The organism is Pseudomonas sp. NFACC04-2 (assembly GCF_900119265.1).
GTDB lineage: Bacteria > Pseudomonadota > Gammaproteobacteria > Pseudomonadales > Pseudomonadaceae > Aquipseudomonas > Aquipseudomonas fluorescens_AA.
The window spans coordinates 86,322-105,722 of sequence record NZ_FPJC01000017.1 but is presented as its reverse complement, the minus strand read 5'-3'; the positions used below and the strand labels follow the sequence as shown (position 1 = coordinate 105,722).

19 protein-coding genes and 1 pseudogene are annotated in these 19,401 nt (G+C 61.5%); 13 read left to right on the top strand and 7 right to left on the bottom strand.

All coding sequences use genetic code 11. The annotated features are described in order from the left end of the window. Positions 1-51: 51 nt before the first annotated feature. On the bottom strand, positions 52-1,050 hold the full coding sequence (locus BT125_RS21100; RefSeq protein WP_170866860.1) for a Bug family tripartite tricarboxylate transporter substrate binding protein: 999 nt from the start codon (positions 1,048-1,050) through the stop codon (positions 52-54). Between the two features lie 445 nt (positions 1,051-1,495). On the opposite strand from BT125_RS21100, the gene BT125_RS21095 reads away from it, so the two are divergent. Next, the gene (locus tag BT125_RS21095; RefSeq protein ID WP_003198779.1) at positions 1,496-2,167 is read left to right on the top strand and encodes a response regulator; all 672 of its coding nucleotides are present in this window, start codon (positions 1,496-1,498) and stop codon (positions 2,165-2,167) included. Further along, positions 2,160-3,551 (top strand): sensor histidine kinase, encoded by a 1,392-nt coding sequence (locus tag BT125_RS21090; RefSeq protein ID WP_072409921.1) that lies wholly within the window; start codon positions 2,160-2,162, stop codon positions 3,549-3,551. Before BT125_RS21095 ends, BT125_RS21090 begins: the two co-directional genes overlap by 8 nt. A gap of 26 nt (positions 3,552-3,577) precedes the next feature. Here BT125_RS21090 and BT125_RS21085 read toward each other — a convergent pair whose 3' ends face one another. Both BT125_RS21085 and BT125_RS21080 read right to left on the bottom strand, forming a co-directional pair. After that, complete coding sequence (locus tag BT125_RS21085) at positions 3,578-4,399, bottom strand: HDOD domain-containing protein (protein WP_072409919.1); 822 nt, start codon at positions 4,397-4,399, stop codon at positions 3,578-3,580. 35 nt (positions 4,400-4,434) lie between these two features. Then, the gene (locus tag BT125_RS21080) at positions 4,435-5,376 is read right to left on the bottom strand and encodes a CAF17-like 4Fe-4S cluster assembly/insertion protein YgfZ (RefSeq protein WP_072409917.1); all 942 of its coding nucleotides are present in this window, start codon (positions 5,374-5,376) and stop codon (positions 4,435-4,437) included. Between the two features lie 149 nt (positions 5,377-5,525). Here BT125_RS21080 and BT125_RS21075 point away from each other — a divergent pair, with 149 nt between their 5' ends. Both BT125_RS21075 and BT125_RS21070 read left to right on the top strand, forming a co-directional pair. After that, on the top strand, positions 5,526-5,780 hold the full coding sequence (locus BT125_RS21075; RefSeq protein ID WP_003184348.1) for an FAD assembly factor SdhE: 255 nt from the start codon (positions 5,526-5,528) through the stop codon (positions 5,778-5,780). Next, on the top strand, positions 5,764-6,216 hold the full coding sequence (locus tag BT125_RS21070) for a protein YgfX (RefSeq protein WP_072409915.1): 453 nt from the start codon (positions 5,764-5,766) through the stop codon (positions 6,214-6,216). The genes BT125_RS21075 and BT125_RS21070 overlap by 17 nt, the downstream gene beginning before the upstream one ends. Here BT125_RS21070 and nadB read toward each other — a convergent pair. After that, positions 6,185-7,801 carry an L-aspartate oxidase gene (gene nadB / locus BT125_RS21065; protein WP_072409913.1) on the bottom strand — a complete coding sequence of 539 codons (1,617 nt, stop codon included), beginning with the start codon at positions 7,799-7,801 and terminating at the stop codon, positions 6,185-6,187. The two genes, BT125_RS21070 and nadB, sit on opposite strands and share 32 nt — an antisense overlap. A gap of 559 nt (positions 7,802-8,360) precedes the next feature. Between nadB and rpoE the strand changes: the two are divergent. The 4 genes and pseudogenes from rpoE (at position 8,361) to BT125_RS21045 (ending at position 12,179) form a co-directional block, all read left to right on the top strand. Further along, positions 8,361-8,935 (top strand): annotated as a pseudogene (gene rpoE / locus BT125_RS21060) (RNA polymerase sigma factor RpoE). A 31-nt stretch (positions 8,936-8,966) separates the two neighbouring features. Beyond that, the gene (locus BT125_RS21055) at positions 8,967-9,554 is read left to right on the top strand and encodes a sigma-E factor negative regulatory protein (protein WP_014337028.1); all 588 of its coding nucleotides are present in this window, start codon (positions 8,967-8,969) and stop codon (positions 9,552-9,554) included. Between the two features lie 12 nt (positions 9,555-9,566). Next, the gene (locus BT125_RS21050) at positions 9,567-10,514 is read left to right on the top strand and encodes a MucB/RseB C-terminal domain-containing protein (RefSeq protein ID WP_072409911.1); all 948 of its coding nucleotides are present in this window, start codon (positions 9,567-9,569) and stop codon (positions 10,512-10,514) included. Between the two features lie 234 nt (positions 10,515-10,748). Continuing rightward, positions 10,749-12,179 carry a DegQ family serine endoprotease gene (locus BT125_RS21045; protein ID WP_072409909.1) on the top strand — a complete coding sequence of 477 codons (1,431 nt, stop codon included), beginning with the start codon at positions 10,749-10,751 and terminating at the stop codon, positions 12,177-12,179. Positions 12,180-12,241: 62 nt separating this feature from the next. Here the strand turns inward: BT125_RS21045 and BT125_RS21040 are convergent, their stop codons facing one another. Next, positions 12,242-13,675: a M48 family metalloprotease gene (locus BT125_RS21040; protein ID WP_072409907.1), complete on the bottom strand. Its 1,434-nt coding sequence runs from the start codon at positions 13,673-13,675 to the stop codon at positions 12,242-12,244. Between the two features lie 98 nt (positions 13,676-13,773). Here BT125_RS21040 and BT125_RS21035 point away from each other — a divergent pair, with 98 nt between their 5' ends. Both BT125_RS21035 and BT125_RS21030 read left to right on the top strand, forming a co-directional pair. Next, positions 13,774-14,013: a sulfurtransferase TusA family protein gene (locus tag BT125_RS21035; RefSeq protein WP_053120054.1), complete on the top strand. Its 240-nt coding sequence runs from the start codon at positions 13,774-13,776 to the stop codon at positions 14,011-14,013. A 31-nt stretch (positions 14,014-14,044) separates the two neighbouring features. Beyond that, positions 14,045-15,115, top strand: coding sequence for an AI-2E family transporter (locus tag BT125_RS21030; protein WP_060738761.1), 1,071 nt, complete (start codon positions 14,045-14,047; stop codon positions 15,113-15,115). Between the two features lie 131 nt (positions 15,116-15,246). Here BT125_RS21030 and BT125_RS21025 read toward each other — a convergent pair whose 3' ends face one another. Together BT125_RS21025 and BT125_RS21020 are read right to left on the bottom strand one after the other, a co-directional pair. After that, complete coding sequence (locus BT125_RS21025; RefSeq protein WP_072409905.1) at positions 15,247-15,720, bottom strand: peroxiredoxin; 474 nt, start codon at positions 15,718-15,720, stop codon at positions 15,247-15,249. A 10-nt stretch (positions 15,721-15,730) separates the two neighbouring features. Beyond that, on the bottom strand, positions 15,731-16,291 hold the full coding sequence (locus tag BT125_RS21020) for a glycine cleavage system transcriptional repressor (RefSeq protein WP_003184325.1): 561 nt from the start codon (positions 16,289-16,291) through the stop codon (positions 15,731-15,733). Positions 16,292-16,606: 315 nt separating this feature from the next. Between BT125_RS21020 and dapA the strand changes: the two genes are divergently transcribed. The 3 genes from dapA to BT125_RS21005 are packed head-to-tail and all read left to right on the top strand — an operon-like array spanning position 16,607 to position 19,381. Continuing rightward, the gene (gene dapA, locus BT125_RS21015; protein WP_072409903.1) at positions 16,607-17,485 is read left to right on the top strand and encodes a 4-hydroxy-tetrahydrodipicolinate synthase; all 879 of its coding nucleotides are present in this window, start codon (positions 16,607-16,609) and stop codon (positions 17,483-17,485) included. A gap of 17 nt (positions 17,486-17,502) precedes the next feature. After that, positions 17,503-18,618, top strand: coding sequence for an outer membrane protein assembly factor BamC (bamC, locus tag BT125_RS21010; RefSeq protein ID WP_072409901.1), 1,116 nt, complete (start codon positions 17,503-17,505; stop codon positions 18,616-18,618). A 4-nt stretch (positions 18,619-18,622) separates the two neighbouring features. Then, the gene (locus BT125_RS21005) at positions 18,623-19,381 is read left to right on the top strand and encodes an MBL fold metallo-hydrolase (protein WP_072409899.1); all 759 of its coding nucleotides are present in this window, start codon (positions 18,623-18,625) and stop codon (positions 19,379-19,381) included. Positions 19,382-19,401: the final 20 nt, after the last annotated feature.

Sequence of the window (19,401 nt, the reverse complement as noted above, 5' to 3'; positions counted from 1 at the left end):
AACTCCTGGGCGACGCCGGTGATACCAGCGCCGCCGTGAGAACAGAGACGGTTACTGGATCAGGCCGAACTCTTTGGCCAGCATCTTGTAATCAGCCACTTGCTTCTTCACGTAGGTGTCCAGCTCCGGGCCGGTCATGGCAAACGGGAACAGCTCGCGCTGGTCACGCAGCTTGGCGAACTCTTCGGAAGCCAGCAGCTTGTCGAACGCATCTTTCCACCAGGCGTAGTCTTCATCGCTGACCTTCGGCCCGAGGTAGAAGCCGCGAACCACCGGCCAGACGATGTCGTAGCCTTGTTCTTTGGCGGTTGGAATGTTTTTCATTTCCGGCTCGTCGATGCGCTTCTCGGCAAATACCGCCAGCAGGCGCATGTCGCCGCTCTGGATGTGGGGCATGGAGTCGGAAATGTCGGTACTGCCGACCTGGATGTGGCCGCCGAGCAGCGCCGTGGCGATCTCGCCGCCGCCTTCGAGGGCTACGTAACGCAGGTCGCGGGGGTTGATGCCGGCGGCCTTGGCGATGAGGGCGGTCTGCATCCAGTCCTGGCTGCCGACGGTGCCGCCGGAACCGATCACCACGGAGCCTGGATCTTTCTTCAGGGCCTGTACCAGGTCGTCGAGGTTCTTGTAGGGCGAGTCGCTCTTCACCGCAATGGCGCCATAGCTGGTGCCGACAGCGGCCAGCCAGCGCACGGCGCTTTCATCAAAACGACCGAACTTGCCCTGGGCCAGGTTCAATAGCGAACCGCTGGACCAGGCCACCAGCGTGCCGGCGTCGGCCGGGCGCTGGGCGACCACTGCGTTGTAGGCTACCGCGCCGACGCCCCCGGGCATGTAGGTGACGCGCATCGGCTTGGTCAGCAGTTTCTGGTTGACCAGCGCGCTTTGCACCAGCTTGCACGTCAGGTCGAAGCCGCCGCCAGGGGAAGCCGGGGCGATGCATTCGGGGCGCTTGGGTTCTTTGGACGGATCAGCGGCGAGCAATTGCCCGGCGAACATCAGGCATCCGGCGGCCAAGGCTACTTTACGCAGTGATAGGTTCATCGTTATCTCCACAGGAGTTGTTGTTGTGTGTGGTGTAGATTCGGTGTTGCTGGCCCTCGGCCCTCGCGTCGATGGTGGGCGCAGGTTGTTGCCGAACGTATCGGGATTGAGGGCGTGGGAGGACACCTGGCCGAGGGGTGATGGCGCTGGCCAGGGTGGTCTGATTGAAACGGGAAAGGCGGGCAGGCATTGGGGCCTGGAGCTGTAGGGACAGCATGTGAGTACTCCGCTTTTATTGTTTTTATTCGGCGAAAACGCTTCGAGGCGTTTTTCGTTCGCGATGTGCGTCGCGGCGGGCAGTCGAAACCGTCCGTGGGAGGACTCTAACGGTCCAACCTTTCGCTAACCTTTCAAAAGCTTTCAACGTGTTTTTGGCTTCACAGTGGCGGATGCGGCTGTAAACTCCGCGCCAAAGAATGGCGTCGACCATCCCTGAATCGAGGAATAACCCATGCGTGTTCTGCTCGTCGAAGACCATCTGCAGCTCGCCGAAAGCGTTGCCCAGGCGCTCAAGAGCACCGGCTTGACCGTGGACGTGCTGCATGACGGCGTCGCGGCTGACCTGGCCTTGAGCAGCGAGGAATACGCCGTGGCGGTCCTCGATGTCGGGCTGCCGCGCATGGACGGTTTCGAGGTGCTGGCGCGCCTGCGGGCTCGCGGCAAGACTTTGCCAGTGCTGATGTTGACCGCCCGCAGCGACGTCAAGGACCGCGTCCATGGCCTCAACCTCGGTGCCGACGACTACCTGGCCAAGCCATTCGAGCTCACGGAGCTGGAGGCCCGGGTCAAGGCCCTGTTGCGCCGCAGCGTACTGGGCGGCGAACGTCAGCAACGTTGCGGCGGGCTGGTCTATGACCTGGATACCCGGCGTTTTACCCTCGACGATGAATTGCTGACCCTGACCTCCCGCGAGCAAGCCGTGCTGGAAGCGTTGATTGCCCGGCCGGGGCGGGTGATGAGCAAGGAGCAACTGGCGGCCCAGGTGTTCGGCCTGGACGAAGAGGCCAGCCCAGACGCCATCGAAATCTACGTCCATCGCCTGCGCAAGAAGCTCGACGGCCATGCGGTCGCGATCGTGACATTCCGCGGCTTGGGCTACCTGCTGGAAAACCGCAATGCATAAGCCCGACAGCCTGCGCTGGCGGCTGCTCAGGAACCTGGCATTGCTGTTGGTGGTGCTGATGCTCGCCAGCGGCCTGAGCGCCTACTGGAATGGTCGCGAAGCGGCGGACACCGCCTATGACCGGACCCTGCTGGCCTCGGCCCGGACCATCGCCGCGGGCCTGTCCCAGCGCGACGGCAGCCTCAGCGCGGATGTGCCCTACGTGGCCCTGGACACCTTTGCCTACGACAGTGCCGGACGCATTTATTACCAAGTCAATGACATCGACAAGAAGTTGATTTCCGGCTACGAAAACCTTCCCGGCCCGCCGCCCGGGACGCCCCGCACGGACGATTACCCGGCCCTGGCGCGCTTCTATAACGCCCAATACCAGGGGCAGAGCGTGCGGGTGGTGAGCCTGCTCAAGGCGGTGAGCGAGCCGAACATGAATGGCATGGCGGAAATTCGCGTGGCTGAGACCGAAGAGGCGCGGGTCAGCATGGCCCGTGGCCTGATGGCCGACACGCTGTTGCGCCTGGGCATGCTGGCCGTGGGCGCGCTGCTGTTGGTGTGGTTTGCGGTCAGTGCGGCGTTGCGCCCGTTGGAGCGCTTGCGCACGGCGGTGGAGGAGCGCCAGCCGGACGATCTGCGGCCGTTGCCGCTGGTGGAGGTGCAGCACGAATTATGGCCGCTGGTGCGGGCCCTCAACCATTTCACCGAACGCCTGCGCGGGCAGTTCGAGCGGCAGGCTCAGTTCATCGCTGATGCCGCCCATGAACTGCGTACGCCGCTGGCCGCGCTCAAGGCGCGTCTGGAGCTGGGTTTGCGCGCCAGCGAGCCGGCGACCTGGCGTGAAACCCTGGAAACCGCGGCTCAGGGGACCGATCGATTGACCCACCTGGCCAACCAGTTGCTGTCCCTGGCGCGGGTGGAAAATGGCGCCCGGGCCATTGCCGAAGGCGGTGCTCAGTTGCTCGATCTCAGCCAGTTGGCCCGTGAGCTGGGCATGGCCATGGCCCCGCTGGCCCATGCCCGAGGCGTGGCACTGGCCCTGGAAGCCGACGAGCCGGTATGGCTGCGGGGCGAGCCGACCTTGTTGAACGAGCTGTTGAGTAATCTGGTGGACAACGCCCTGGCCCACACACCGTCGGGCGGCAACGTGATCCTGCGGGTCACCCCACCGGCGGTCCTGGAAGTCGAGGACGACGGGCCAGGCATTCCGCTGCATGAGCGGGACCGGGTGTTCGAACGCTTCTATCGACGCAATCAGCAAGTAGCCGGTTCCGGGTTGGGGTTGGCGATCGTCGGCGAAATCTGCCGCGCGCATCTGGCGCAGATCACCTTGCATGACGGGCAGGAGCGCGGGCTGAAGGTGCGGGTGAGCTTTATTCCAGGTTCAGATTAGGTCAGCGTCTGATCCAGGTTTTGGGCTCAATAAAACATCGACCGCGCTTCTTCGATATCCGCGCACCGGGCCTTGTTCTCCGGGTCGATGCCCAGTTTCTTGAAGGCTGGGACGCCGAAGACATCAATCTTGCTCAGGGGATGGTCGGTATCCTTGTAGCAATACAGCGCAGCGACCTGCACCAGGTCGATATAATCGAGTTGCTTGGAGTCGCGGTTGAAATCCAGATACAGCCCCGGCAGCTTCACCAACCGCTCCGGAAATTCCCAGACGCTGAGCAATTTGTCCCCCAGTACCGGGTGAATCGTCTCGATGACATGGTTGAGGCTGACCGGGTCCGACAGCAACTCATTATTGTCCTGTGCGTACGTGAGGATCGGTAGCACGCCGATCTGATGCACCAGCCCACCCAGCGCGGCCTGGTCGGGCTTGAGTTGGGTGTAGCCGCGACACAATGCATAGCTGACGCCGGCGATCTCCAGGCTTTTGCGCCAGACTTCGCGCATCTTCAGTTCCACTACCTCGGAGCGGGCATGGAAAATCTGCTCCATCACCAGGCCAATGGCCAAGTTGCTGCTGTAGTTGACGCCCAGTCGAGTGATGGCCGTGTGCAGGTCAGTGACTTCCTGGGTGGCGCGCAGCAGCGGGCTGTTGACCACTTTTATCAGGCGTGCCGAAAGGGCCGTATCGCGGCCGATCACTTTGCTCAGGTTGCTGACGCTGATTTCCGGGTCTTCGGCGGCCCGGCGAATCTGCATGGCCACTTCCGGTAATGTTGGCAGAACCAGGTCATCGTTATCGATGGCCTGCACCAAATCCCGTTGGACCTTATCCGCCAAATCGCTCATTTCGATTCTCTAGGGTGTTGCGACAAATGCTGCGATCAGCGCTGGATTTCGCGGTCGCGGTCCAGTTCGTAAGGCAGGTCCAACAATTGAAGGCGAGGGCCTTCCAAGGCACCGAGGTGCAGATTGTCATCTTCTGCTGCTTCGGCCTGCAATACCGCCAGCAGTTCAATGTTTCCTTCGCCGCGGGCGGCAATCACCACTTCGCCGATGGAACTGCCGTGAGTGGGGGAGAACAGCGCCGTGCCGGGTTCCGGCAGTTCGCTGGCGTCCAGTTGCAGGCGATACAGGCGCCGCTTGAGCTTGCCCAGGTATTGCATGCGGGCGACGATTTCCTGGCCGGTGTAGCAGCCTTTCTTGAAGCTGACGCCGCCGACGGCTTGCAGGTTGAGCATCTGTGGAATGAACAGTTCGCGGGTGGTCGGCATGACCTGGCCGATCCCGGCACGGACCTGGCCCAGCAGCCAGGGATTCAGGTCCGCCTCGGCCAGTTCTGCCCCCAGGCGGCTTCGCAGTGCCTGTGCCTGTTCGGCGGGGGCCCACAGCTCGGCGCGGCCGGGAGAAACGCGGATGGCGATCAAGGCTTCATGGCGCGCCACGCTGTCGGTGTCGCTCGGCAGTTCGAGGCCCAGGCCAGCCAGGGCATCGTCGGCATTTTCCAGGCCGAAGCGAACCCAGGCGGCGCTTTCGTCGGTGAGCTTGGATTTGGAGAACACGGCGTATTTTTTCAGGTCCGCCAATTGCGGTTCGAGCAGTTCGGTGGCCATGGCCATCAACACGCCGTCGCCTTCGAGCAGGATGCGGAAGCTCGATTGCATCCGGCCCTTCTGCGTGCAGCGGGCGCCGAGGCTGGCCCGGTTGTCGCTCAGATAGTCGAGGTTGCAGGTCAATTGGCCTTGCAGGAATTTGCTGGCATCCACGCCGCGGACCGCGAGGACGCCTTCGTGGGACAGGGTGCAAAAAAAAGCGAAATCAGCCATGGGTCATCGCAGGGTAAAAAGTCTGGTGGACATCATAAGGGGACGCCCTTGAAATGGGTAGTTCACAAAGGATCGGTGGTGTCTGACCAAAGCCGTCTGTTGCGCTGTCGCGAGGCCTGTATACTTGCGCTCTATTTGAGGAGCGCTCCATGGTCGAAGATGTTGAACTGAACCGCCTCTACTGGCACAGCCGCCGCGGCATGCTTGAGCTGGACGTGTTGCTGGTGCCGTTCGTGAAAGAGGTTTACCCCCATCTCAATGAAGTGGACCGTGCGTGCTACGTCCGCCTGCTCGAATGCGAGGATCAGGACATGTTCGGCTGGTTCATGGAGCGCAGCGAATCCGAAGACCCTGAGTTGCAGCGCATGGTCCGGATGATCCTGGACCGTGTCCAGCCCAAGTAATCGCTTCGAATGCCGCTGGCAGGCCTCTGTGCAACTGCTGGCGGCCTATCTGCTGGCCCAGGTGTTCGCCCTGGGTTCGTTGTTGCTGTTGTCCATCGCGTCCTGGTGCGCCGCGCTTGGCGTTATCGTGTGCCTGGCCCATGGCGCCTGGGTGATCCCCCGTCATGTCGTGCTGACCCATCGCCGGGCCTTTTGCGGGTTGCGTTGCAATACCGCGGGCTGGCAGCTCTGGAGCCGGGCCGATGGCTGGCGGGCTGTGCAGCTGCGCCCCGATAGCCTGGCGCTGCCGCTGATCATCGTGCTGCGTTTCCGATTGCAGGGTGAGCGGCGGGTCCGATCGCTGTGCGTGCCCCGCGACGCGCTGGCGCCGGATGTCCATCGGCGCCTGCGGGTGCGGCTCAGGTTCAGTCGGCGTAGGTGGGCGGCACCAGGATAGTGTCCAGTGCCTCGGGCAGCAGGTTCGGATAGTCGAGGGTGTAATGCAGCCCCCGGCTTTCCTTGCGTTCCATGGCCGAGCGAATCATCAGTTCCGCCACCTGGGCCAGGTTGCGCAGTTCGATCAGGTCGCGGCTGACTTTGTAGTTGCTGTAGAACTCGTCGATCTCGTCCAACAGCAAGCGCACCCGGTGCTGTGCCCGTTGCAGACGCTTGTTGGTGCGCACGATGCCCACGTAGTCCCACATGAAACGCCGCAGTTCGTCCCAGTTGTGGGCAATGATCACGTCTTCGTCCGAGTCGGTGACCTGGCTGGCGTCCCACGAGGGCAGGGTGGCCGCAATGGCGATCTGCGGCAATTGCTCGAGGATGTCTGCCGCCGCCGAGCGGGCGTAGACGAAACATTCCAGCAGCGAATTGCTGGCCATGCGATTGGCGCCGTGCAGGCCGGTGAAGCTGGTTTCGCCAATGGCATACAGGCCAGGCACGTCGGTGCGGCCATGTTGGTCGACCATCACGCCACCGCAGGTGTAGTGCGCCGCCGGCACCACCGGGATCGGTTGTTTGGTGATGTCGATGGAAAATTCCAGGCAGCGCTCGTACACCGTCGGGAAGTGGCTCTTGATGAAGGCTTCAGGCTTGTGGCTGATGTCCAGGTAGACGCAATCGATACCCAGGCGCTTCATTTCATGGTCGATGGCTCGGGCGACGATGTCACGGGGCGCCAGTTCGGCGCGCGGATCGAAGCGTTGCATGAAGCGTTCGCCGTTGGGGAGCTTCAAATGGGCCCCTTCGCCACGCAGGGCCTCGGTCACCAGGAAGCTCTTGGCCAGCGGGTGATAGAGGCAGGTGGGGTGGAACTGGTTGAACTCCAGGTTCGCCACCCGGCAACCCGAACGCCAGGCCATGGCGATGCCATCGCCGCAGGCGCCATCGGGGTTGCTGGTATACAGGTAGACTTTCGCCGCGCCACCGGACGCCAGGACGACGAAGCGCGCGCCGTAGGTGTCGACTTCGCCGGTGCCGCGATTGAGCACGTAGGCGCCGAGGCAGCGGTCACCGTCCAGGCCCAGGCGTTTTTCGGTGATCAGGTCGATCGCGACGCGCTGTTCCAGCAATTCGATGTTGGGCCGTAATCGCGCCTGGGCGAGCAGGGTCTTGAAGATCGCCGCGCCCGTGGCGTCGGCCGCGTGGATGATGCGCCGATGGCTGTGGCCGCCTTCGCGGGTCAGATGGAACTCGAAACCGCCGTCTTCGGTGCCCGATTGTTCGTCACGGGTAAACGGCACGCCTTGGTCGATCAGCCACTGGATGGCTTCTCGGCTGTGCTCGACGGTGAAACGCACCGCTTGCGGATCGCAAAGGCCACCGCCGGCGTTGAGGGTGTCGTCGACATGGGATTCAATGGTGTCGGTGTCGTCCAGCACGGCGGCGACACCGCCCTGGGCCCAGAAGGTCGAACCGTTGGCCAGGTCGCCCTTGCTCAGCACTGCGATGCGCAAATGCGCAGGCAAGGTCAGCGCCAGGCTCAATCCGGCGGCTCCGCTGCCGATTACCAGAACATCGTGTTGAAACTGTTGGCTCATTCGAATGGTTTCCGCTCAAGGCGACCCGGGTCGGGGTTGGCGCCAGACACCGCTTCAACGGGTCGGACATCCACGCAGCCCACTAGTATATAGAGGGGGGGATCGGCACAATAGCCGGGCATACATGGCAATGTGAAACCAGCGTGACAGAAAAGCGACACGCTTCGTCGGATCATCCGCTTGGCTTTGAGTCGACAAAGGCGGCCGTTTCGAGGACAGAACGCTGTTTATCACGTCATGGTTGCCTGATATTCAGTTCATAGCGATGTAAATAGCGGGAACTTTTGCCAAGCGCCTACGTTCAATAGACGGTTGTCTGCAAAAGGGAGCAGCGTCGGGTTGGTGCAAGATTTCGATTGAAATCGCTGCCGACAGACCCGATGACAGATTATTCGCGCAGCCGGGGAATCTCCTGCTGCGTTTTTCGTGCGTGCCGAGATCAGAGCGCGCCGGAAACTTGCTTGGAAGGGGGAGAACTTTTGCGAAAAGCCCGAGTCTATGTTTGCAAGCCCGGTCAATTAGTAATGCAAGCCTCCTTCGAGCTTATCGAGGAGTGTTCATGCTAACCCAGGAAGAGGATCAGCAGCTGGTCGAGCGGGTCCAACGCGGCGACAAGCGAGCTTTCGATCTGCTAGTGCTGAAATACCAGCACAAAATTCTCGGGTTGATCGTGCGTTTCGTGCACGACACCCATGAAGCGCAGGATGTCGCTCAGGAAGCCTTCATCAAGGCCTACCGCGCACTTGGTAATTTCCGCGGGGACAGCGCGTTTTATACGTGGCTTTACCGCATCGCCATTAACACGGCGAAAAACTATCTGGTTTCACGCGGCCGCCGGATAGCGATGTAAGTTCTGAAGATGCCGAGTTCTATGATGGCGATCATGGCCTCAAGGATCTCGAATCACCGGAACGTGCGTTGCTGCGGGATGAGATCGAAGGCACCGTCCATCGAACCATCCAGCAATTGCCTGAAGATTTGCGTACGGCTTTAACTTTACGTGAGTTCGACGGTCTGAGTTACGAAGACATTGCGAGCGTCATGCAATGTCCTGTGGGCACCGTGCGCTCCCGGATTTTCCGCGCTCGGGAGGCCATTGATAAAGCCCTGCAACCCTTGTTGCAGGAAAACTAGAGACAGCGGCGACAGCCAAGAGAGGAACGCCATGAGTCGTGAAGCCCTGCAGGAATCGCTGTCCGCAGTTATGGACAACGAAGCGGACGAACTTGAATTGCGTCGGGTATTGAATGCCTTCGACGATGTTGAAACACGTGAGACCTGGGCTCGTTACCAGATCGCCCGGGCTGTTATGCACAAGGATTTGCTGCTTCCACGCCTGGACATCGCCGCGGCCGTTTCTGCTGCATTGGCTGACGAAGCCGTACCGGCAAAAGCTTCACGCGGACCATGGCGCAGCCTGGGTCGTCTGGCGGTAGCCGCGTCGGTCACCGTTGCCGTATTGGCCGGTGTGCGCCTGTACAACCAGGATGAGATTGCCGGCGTGCAAATGGCGCAACAGTCCAACCAGCCTGGCTTGGCCGCTCCACAGGTCAAGGGTCCAGCGGTATTGGCCGGTTACAGCGAAGGTTCGGAAACCGCTGGCCCGATGGTCAACGGTGTTCTGCAAGGCCAGCCCGGCTGGCATGATCAGCGTCTGCCCAACTACCTGCGTCAGCATGCCCAGCAAGCTGCCTTGAAAGGTACCGAAAGCGCGCTGCCTTACGCCCGTGCCGCTAGCCTGGAAAACCGTTAATAAGGAAAACCATTGCGCGCCATACCTCTATTCACGCTTCTGCTTGGTGGCTGGTGTGCGATTCCAGCCCATGCCGATGAGGCTCAGGACTGGTTGAACCGCCTGAGTCAAGCCGAGCAACAGCAGAGCTTCCAGGGCACTTTCGTTTACGAGCGCAACGGTAGTTTTTCTACGCATAACATCTGGCATCGCGTCCAGGCTGGTAAGGTCCGCGAGCGGTTCCTCCAGCTCGACGGCTCGGCACAGGAAGTCGTGCGCATTGATGGGCATACTCAATGCGTCAGCGGCTCCTTGATCGCGGGGCTGGGCAACACGCCGGATGGCACTTCACGGGCGCTCGATCCGCAAAAACTCAAGAATTGGTATGACCTCGCTGTCATAGGCAAGTCGCGCGTGGCCGGGCGTCAAGCGGTCATCGTGGCGTTGACGCCCAAGGACCAGCATCGTTATGGCTTCGAGCTGCATCTGGACAAAGAAACCGGCCTGCCGCTCAAGTCGTTGTTGCTCAATGACAAGGGCCAGTTGCTCGAACGTTTCCAGTTCACCCGCTTGAACGTAGCCGCTCCCGCGGACGCTGACCTGCAAGCCAGCGCCGAATGCAAGGCTGTCGCGCAGGATCCCGGCAAGGCCGTTGCGGTGAAAGCTGCCTGGCGCTCGGACTGGTTGCCGCCTGGCTTTGAACTGACCAGCAGTGCCGTGCGCAAGGACCCGGACACCCAGGTCCAGGTCAGCAGCTTGATGTACGACGATGGCTTGGCGCGCTTCTCGGTGTTCTTGGAACCGTTGAACGGTGCCAATGCCACCGATACCCGTACTCAACTTGGTCCGACGGCTGCCGTCTCCCGCAGGCTCACGACGCCCCAGGGCGAAATGATGGTCACGGTGGTCGGTGAGATTCCTATCGGTACGGCGGAACGGATCGCGCTTTCCATGCGTTCCGATGTCACCGCGACTCAATAGCCGGCTGACGGCACGGGTGGTTCGATTGCGCGAGAGGCTGGTGACGCCAGGGCTTGATCGAAATGCCGAAACTTCCTGTCAGCATTTTCATTTGCAAAAAACCAGCTTTTTTTCTATAGGTCAGAGCCGCTCGGCTCTGGCCTTGTCTGTTCCCGGAACAAAAATACCGGCGTATCTTTCCCTGGTATTCCTTGCTCCATATCGCTTAACCATGCTCGTCGTAACGGGAGCCGTATGTCGATACCACGCTTGAAAACCTATCTCTCCATTTTTGCCACCGTGCTTGTGCTCGGCCAGGCCATTCCTGCCGTGGCGGTCGAATTGCCTGATTTCACGCAACTGGTCGAGCAGGCGTCACCCGCCGTGGTGAACATCAGCACGACCCAGAAGCTGCCGGATCGCCGTGTATCGGACCAGCAGATGCCGGACCTGGAAGGCTTGCCGCCGATGCTGCGGGAGTTCTTCGAGCGTGGCATGCCACAACAACCCCGTTCGCCCGGCGGTGGCCGTCAGCGCGAAGCCCAATCCCTGGGGTCGGGCTTCATCATTTCGCCTGATGGCTACATCCTGACCAACAACCATGTGATCGCCGATGCCGACGAAATCCTGGTTCGCCTGGCCGACCGCAGCGAGCTCAAGGCCAAGCTGATTGGCACCGATCCACGTTCCGACGTGGCGCTGTTGAAAATCGAGGGCAAGGACCTGCCGGTGCTCAAACTGGGCAAATCCCAGGACCTGAAAGCCGGCCAATGGGTCGTTGCCATCGGTTCGCCGTTCGGCTTCGACCATACCGTGACCCAGGGTATTGTCAGCGCTATCGGTCGCAGCCTGCCGAACGAAAACTACGTGCCGTTTATCCAGACCGACGTGCCGATCAACCCGGGTAACTCCGGTGGCCCGCTGTTCAACCTCAACGGTGAAGTGGTTGGCATCAATTCCCAGATCTACACCCGGTCGGGCGGCTTCATGGGCGTGTCCTTCGCGATTCCGATCGACGTTGCCATGGACGTGTCCAACCAACTGAAAAGCGAAGGCAAGGTCAGCCGTGGCTGGTTGGGCGTGGTGATCCAGGAAGTGAACAAGGACCTGGCCGAATCGTTCGGGCTGGATAAACCCGCCGGTGCGCTGGTGGCGCAGATCCAGGAAGGTGGCCCGGCTGCCAAGGGCGGTCTGCAAGTGGGTGACGTGATTCTGAGCATGAATGGTCAGCCGATCGTCATGTCCGCCGACCTGCCGCACCTGGTGGGGGCCCTCAAGGCTGGCGCCAAGGCCAATCTGGAAGTGATTCGCGAGGGCAAGCGCAAGAACGTCGAGTTGACCGTCGGGGCCATTCCTGAAGAGGGCAAGGAACTGGATTCGCTGCCCAAGTCCGGCGTCGAGCGCAGCAGCAACCGCCTGGGCGTGGCGGTGGCCGAGCTGACCGAAGAGCAGAAGCGCACCCTGGAGCTCCAGGGCGGCGTGGTGATCAAGGAAGTGCAGGACGGTCCTGCCGCGCTGATCGGTCTGCAGCCGGGCGACATCATCACGCACCTGAACAACCAGGCCATCGGTTCGGCCAAGGAGTTCACCGACATTGCCAAGGCATTGCCGAAGAATCGTTCGGTGTCGATGCGGGTCCTGCGTCAGGGGCGTGCGAGCTTCATCACCTTCAAGCTGGCCGAATGATCGGTTAGCCGCTGAAAAAAAACCGCCTCGAAAGAGGCGGTTTTTTTATGCCTGGCGAATGCTCAGCCCATCATGTCCTTGACCATGCGTTCCTGCTCCATGAGTTCACGCTGGCGGGCATCGATGCGCGATGACAGGGGGAAATTGGTACCGGCGCGCCGTTTGGCGAAGTCCAGTTGCTGAATGGCCTGACGGTAGTCGCCCACCAGGGCGAAGTACTCGGCACGGGCCTGATGCAGGCCAATGATGTTGCCTGACAGCCCACGGGTCTCGGCCACCATGTACCAGACGTCCGGATCGTCCGGGCGTGACTTGAGCAAGGTTTCCAGGGCTTTCTCGGCATCGGCGGGGCGGTTCTGCTTGAGCAGCAGGTCGACGCGGACCTGGTTCAGCGGATAGTTGTCCGGGTACTGGCTCAGCATCCGGTCGACGCGGGATTGAGCGTCGGCCAGTTTGTTGCTGGTGATGTCCAGGTCCACCTGGGCGAGGTTGTAGATGATCTCGTTGGGCGATTTGGCCAGCAACGGTTTGAGATTCTCCCGTGCGTCATTCAACTGGCCGCCCTTGATCTGCGCGATCGCCAGGCCATAGCGGGCCACGTCGTTCTTCGGATTCTCATCCAGCTGTGCCCGGAAGCGTTTGGCGCCCAGGCCCGGGGTTTCTTCGTAGATCAACTGGACTCGTGCGCGAATCAGTTGATAGCGAACACTGTCTTCGATGCCGCCGGGCTTGGCCTGTTCGGCGCGGTTGCGGGTGTCGGCGATCCGCGATTCGGTCACTGGGTGAGTCAGCAGGAATTCCGGAGGCCTGGCGTCGAACCGATACTGGCGCATCAGGCGCTCGAACATGGTCGGCATGGACCGCGGGTCGTAGCCGGCCTTCTCCAGGTTCTGGATGCCGATGCGGTCGGCTTCCTGTTCGTTCTGGCGAGAGAAGCGCCGTTGTTCCTGGATGGCGGCAGCCTGGGTTCCGGCGATGGCCGCGATCCCGGCGTCACCGCCACCGGCGGCGGCAATCACGATGCCAGCCAGCAGCGCCGCCATCATCGGTACCTGCATGCGTTGCTGGGCTTCGACGCCGCGGGCGAAGTGGCGTTGTGATAAGTGGGCCAGTTCGTGGGCCATGACGGAGGCGTATTCGCCTTCGGTCTGTGCGTTGAGGAACAGGCCGCCGTTGACCCCGACGATCCCGCCCGGTGCGGCGAAGGCGTTGAGCTGCGGGCTGTTGATCAAGATGAACTCCAGGCGCCGGTCGTTGACCTGGCTGGTTTCCACCAGCTTGTAGACGCTGGTTTCCACGTAGTCCTTGAGCTGTGGATCGTTGAGCTGTGAAACCTGGCTGCGCAGCAGGGCCAGCCAGGCGCGGCCCAGTTGGTGCTCCTGTTCTGGCGAGACGATGGCAGAACTGGCATCGCCAAGTGACGGCAAGTCGTCGGCGAAGCCCGGTGAGGCAAGCAGGCAAGCGAGCGTCAGCAGGGTGGGGCGCAGAAATGTCATGCACGAAGCCTTAGTTGACAAAGACCCTACTGTAGCCGGACACCGGGCCCGGGACCAGATATTCTAGGCCGCTCAACGACCTGCCGCGGAGCGAACCCATGACTGATGCTGTAGCCCACGATGCCGAACTGGACGCCAGCGGCCTGAACTGTCCGTTGCCGTTGCTCAAGGCCAAGCTGGAACTCAATCGCCTGGCCAGCGGCAGTGTGCTCAAGGTGATCGCCACGGATGCGGGCTCGCAACGTGACTTTCGCACCTTCGCCCGATTGGCCGGTCATACGCTGCTGCGTGAAGAAGACGAAAATGGCGTCTACCGTTACTGGCTGAAAAAGGCCTGAAAAAACCGATAGCGTCTCTTAAGGATTTTTAATGTTCAAAGTGTTACGCGATTGGATTCAGCGCTACTTCTCCGATGAAGAGGCAGTGGTTCTGGCAGTACTGCTGTTCCTGGCGTTTACCGCCGTGCTGACCCTGGGCGGCATGCTGGCGCCGGTGCTGGCGGGCATGGTGCTGGCGTATCTCATGCAGGGGCTGGTCACGACGCTGGAGCGTTTGCGGTTGCCCGGCACTGCGGCAGTCGGGCTGGTGTTTGCCCTGTTCATGGGCGTGCTGGTGGTGTTTATCGTGGTGATCGTGCCGTTGCTCTGGCACCAGTTGGTGACCTTGTTCAACGAGTTGCCGGGGATGCTCGCCAAGTGGCAGTCCCTGCTATTGCTGCTGCCTGAGCGTTATCCGCACTTGGTATCTGATGAGCAGGTGTTGCAGACCATCGAAGTGGTGCGTGGCGAGATCGGCAAGTTCGGCCAATGGGCGCTGACGTTCTCGCTGTCCAGCCTGCCGCTTCTGGTCAACATCATGATCTATCTGGTATTGGTACCGATCCTGGTGTTCTTCTTCCTCAAGGACCGGGAAATGATCGGGCGGTGGGTGCGTGGCTACCTGCCTCGTGAGCGGGCGCTGATCACCCGAGTGGCCCAGGAGATGAATCGGCAGATCGCCAATTACATTCGCGGAAAAGTCATTGAGATTTTCATCTGCGGCGGCGTGACCTATATCGGTTTCGTGACCATGGGGCTCAATTACGCCGCCCTGCTGGCGCTGCTGGTGGGCATTTCGGTGGTGGTGCCTTACGTCGGTACCGTGGTGGTGACCGTGCCGGTGGCCTTGATTGCGCTGTTCCAGTGGGGTTGGAGCGATCAGTTCATCTACCTGATGGCGGTCTACGGGATCATCCAGACCCTGGACGGCAATGTGCTTGTTCCGCTGCTGTTCTCCGAGGCGGTGAACCTGCATCCGGTGGCGATCATCTGTGCGGTGCTGCTGTTTGGCGGGCTGTGGGGATTCTGGGGGGTGTTCTTTGCGATTCCCCTGGCGACGCTGTTCAAGGCGGTGCTGGATGCGTGGCCGAGCAAGGAGCCGGTTGTAGCGCCGTTGTTGTAGCTTTGACTAAATAGGGGAGGCCGATGGCTCCATCGCGAGCAAGCTCGCTCCCACACTGGATTGAGCAACACCACCAATCCCGTGTGGGAGCGAGCTTGCTCGCGATAGCGCCAGTACAGGCAGCGAAAATTTCAGCCCTTGTTGAGGGCCTGGGCCGCCGCCAACACTGCATCCACATGCCCTGGCACCTTCACGCCACGCCATTCCTGGCGCAGCACGCCGTTCTTGTCGATCAGGAAGGTGCTGCGGTCAACGCCCAGGTATTCCTTGCCGTAGAGCTTTTTCAGCTTGATCACATCGAACAGCTGGCAGACCGCCTCGTCCTTGTCGCTGATCAGTTCGAAGGGGAACTCTTGCTTGCACTTGAAGTTCTCGTGGGACTTGAGGCTGTCCCGGGAGACGCCGAACACTTCGGTGTTGGCAGCCTGGAATTGCGCGTACTGATCGCGAAAGCCCTGGCCTTCGGTGGTGCAACCGGGAGTGCTGTCCTTGGGATAGAAATAGATCACCACCTGCTTGCCCTTGAGGGCGGCGAGGCTGATGGTCTGCCCGCTGGTGGCGGACGCCTGGAAATCGGTAACCGGCTGGTCGACGGCAACGGCCATGAACGCTTCCTTACATTGGGTTTTGTGGACGCCACGGTTCGATCAGCGCATCCAGGTTCATCGCATCGGCGAAGTCCAGGAACTGATCGCGCAGCCAACTGATCTGGGTGCCGGCGGGCAGGGTCACGGTGAACGTGGCGTTGAGCATGGTGCCGCCGGTCTGCGGGGCCTGGTAGGTGTCGCAGGTCAGGTTTTCCAGCTCGACGTGGTGGTCCATGAAGAACTGGCACAGCTCGTTGATGATGTCCGGACGGTAGGCCGAGCTCACGTAGGCCACATAGGGCAGGGCCTGGGGACGGTTCTCCAGGGCGGCGCTGCGCACGACGTTGACGGTAAAGGCATGCTTCTTGGCCAGCACCGGCAGGCTGCCTTCCAGGCGCGCCAGGGCGTCCCAGCTGCCGGAGATCTCGAGCACGAGTGCACTGCATTCGCCATGGCGGGTCAGGCGTGAGGTCACGACGGCGCAGCGATTTTCATGGCTGGCGCGGCACAGGACGTTAGTCAGCTCCATGGGGTTGGCGCCAAGGGCACTGATAACAAGGAATTGTTCGCGGACTGTGGGGGTGGACATGCAGCATTCCTAAAGCGATGAGCGGTCGGTACCTTTGCCGCTCGACACGGCGCCCGGCCCGGGAAAACGAACGGCTCAAGCCTTGTGCCCGGGGTTGCGCTGCATTCCGCGACAGCAGGAATGCACCAGGACAAACCCGGGATCGGGGCTCGTGGCGTCGAAAACGGAGGCTGGAAACCGGCGTATGAGCTTGTCGATACCGATCAAAGCCTGAAGGGTAGCGAAAACCATCGCCCAGGGGAATGGTAGTTCGCTTGTACAAGCATCTTGGCGCCAGTACCATTACCGCTCTCTTTTTCCGGCAGGAGCGGTTTCATGATTGCGGGCAGTATGGTGGCACTGGTCACACCCATGGATGCACAAGGGCATCTTGACTGGGCCAGCCTCAGCAAACTCGTGGACTTCCACCTTGAGAACGGCACCCATGCCATTGTCGCCGTCGGTACCACCGGCGAGTCGGCAACCCTCGACGTCAATGAGCACATCGAAGTCATCCGTGCCGTAGTCAAGCAGGTCAACGGTCGCATCCCCGTCATCGCCGGTACTGGCGCCAACTCGACTCGCGAAGCCGTCGAGCTGACCCGCAACGCCAAGGAAGCCGGTGCCGACGCCTGCCTGCTGGTCGTCCCGTACTACAACAAGCCGACCCAGGAAGGCTTGTACCAGCATTTCAAGCACATCGCCGAAGCCGTCGACATCCCGCAGATTCTCTATAACGTTCCCGGCCGCACCTCCTGTGACATGCAGGCCGAGACCGTGATCCGCCTGTCCACCGTGCCGAACATCATCGGCATCAAGGAAGCCACCGGCGACATGAAGCGCGCCAAGGCCATCCTCGATGGCGTGAGCAAGGACTTCATCGTGCTGTCCGGGGATGATCCGACCGCGGTCGAGCTGATCCTGCTGGGTGGCAAGGGCAACATTTCCGTCACCGCCAACGTTGCCCCGCGCGAAATGGCCGATCTGTGCGAGGCCGCGCTCAAGGGCGACGCTGAGACCGCTCGGGCCATCAACGAACAACTGATGCCGCTGCACAAGGACCTGTTCATCGAGGCCAACCCGATTCCGGTGAAGTGGGCCTTGGTCGAAATGGGCCTGATGCACGAAGGCATCCGCTTGCCACTGACCTGGTTGAGCACTCCCTGTCACGAACCGCTGCGGCAGGCCCTGCGCCAGTCCGGCGTCCTGGTTTAATTGAGGAAGTACAACGCATGAAGCGAATGGCCGGACTTTCCGCACTTGCCTTGATTATCTCCAGCACCAGTGGCTGCGGATGGATCTGGGGACCGGAAGGTTACTTCCGCGACCGTGGTAGCGATTACCTGCAAGCGCAACAGACTGCACCGATGCAACTGCCGCAAGACGTCAACGTCGCCAAGCGCCTGGATCCGCTGCTGCCGATTCCGCGCAACGTCGCGGACGACAGCGTCAAGGGCGAATACGTCGTCCCTCGTCCACAGCCGCTGTCGGCCGTGGCCGACGCCAGCGACTACACCCTGCAGAAGAGTGGCGATTCCAGCTGGGTCATGGGCCAGCATCCGCCGGCCGAAGTCTGGCCGGTGGCGATCCAGTTCTTCCAGGACAACGGTTTCCGCCTGGACGAACAGCGCCCGCAGACCGGCGAGTTCACCACCACCTGGCAGCGTTCCGACGAACTGTCCGCCGCCATGGCCAAGCGCTTGAGCGCCGCCGGTGTCGCGGCTGACAGCGAAACCCGCGTGCGGGTGCGCATCGAGCCGGGCGTGCAGCGCAACACCAGTGAAATCTACGTGGTCACCGCCGAGCGTCCTGCCGGCAGCACCGCCGACGTGGCCTTCACCAACCGTTCGGTCAACACCGGCCTCGACGCAGCGCTGGTGGACGACATGCTCGCCAGCATGAGCCGTACGGCAGAGCAGGGTGGTTCGGTCTCGATGCTGGCATCCAAGGAATTCGATGCGCCGAGCCGCGTCAGCCTGAGCGAAGACGGCAGCGGCAACCCGGTGCTCAACGTCGGCTCCGACCTGGACCGTGCCTGGTCGAGTGTTGGCCGTGCGCTGGAACAGGGTGAGTGGCGCGTTGAGGACATCAACCGCAGCCTGGGCCTGTACTACATCAACCTCGCCGAGAAGGCCGAGAAGAAAGACGACAAGCCTGGCTTCTTCAGCGGTCTGTTCGGCAGCAAGCCGGACAAGGAAGAAGTCGAAGCTCGCGCCGAGCGTTACCAGGTTCGCCTGAGCAAGGTCGGCGAAAGCGTCCAGGTCACTGTCGAGAAGAACATCAACACCGTGGCGCCGGCCGATGTGGCCCGCAAGGTATTGAGCGTGATTCAGGATAACCTGGGCTGATCCGATGCGTTTTGCCGTTCTCGGCAGCGGTAGCCAGGGCAACGGCACGCTGGTCGCCAGCGCTGGCACTTACGTGTTGGTCGATTGTGGTTTCTCCCTGCGGGAAACCGAGAAGCGCCTGTTGCGCCTGGGTGTGCACCCGGCGCAACTGAGCGCGATACTCGTGACCCACGAACATGCCGACCACGTGCATGGCGTGGGTTTGCTGTCTCGGCGCTACAATCTGCCGGTGTACCTGAGTCGTGGGACACTGGCTGGCCTGCGCAAACCCATCGAGCCAGCCGGTTTCGTGGTCGGTGGCGAGCCACTGCGTATCGGTAGCCTGGACATCAGCGTGGTCAGCGTGGCGCACGATGCCCGGGAACCGACGCAATATGTGTTCAGTGACGGCGAGCGGCGCTTCGGGCTGCTCACCGACCTGGGGTCGTATTGCGACAGGGTGATGGACAGTTACCGGGACCTCGATGCGTTGATGATCGAGTCCAACCACTGCCGTGACATGCTGGCCCGTGGTTACTACCCGTACTTCCTCAAGCAGCGGGTCGGCGGGGAACACGGACATTTGAACAACCACCAGGCCGCGTTCCTGGTGGCCGAGTTGGGCTGGCAAGGCCTGCAACACCTGGTCCTGGCCCATCTGAGCAGCAAGAACAACCTGCCGCAGCTGGCCCGGCAATGTTTTGTCGACACCCTCGGGTGCGACCCGGACTGGCTGCAACTGGCCGATCAAGATTCAGGGCTCGACTGGCGACATATCGCCTAGCCCACTACTTAGCAAGCGGA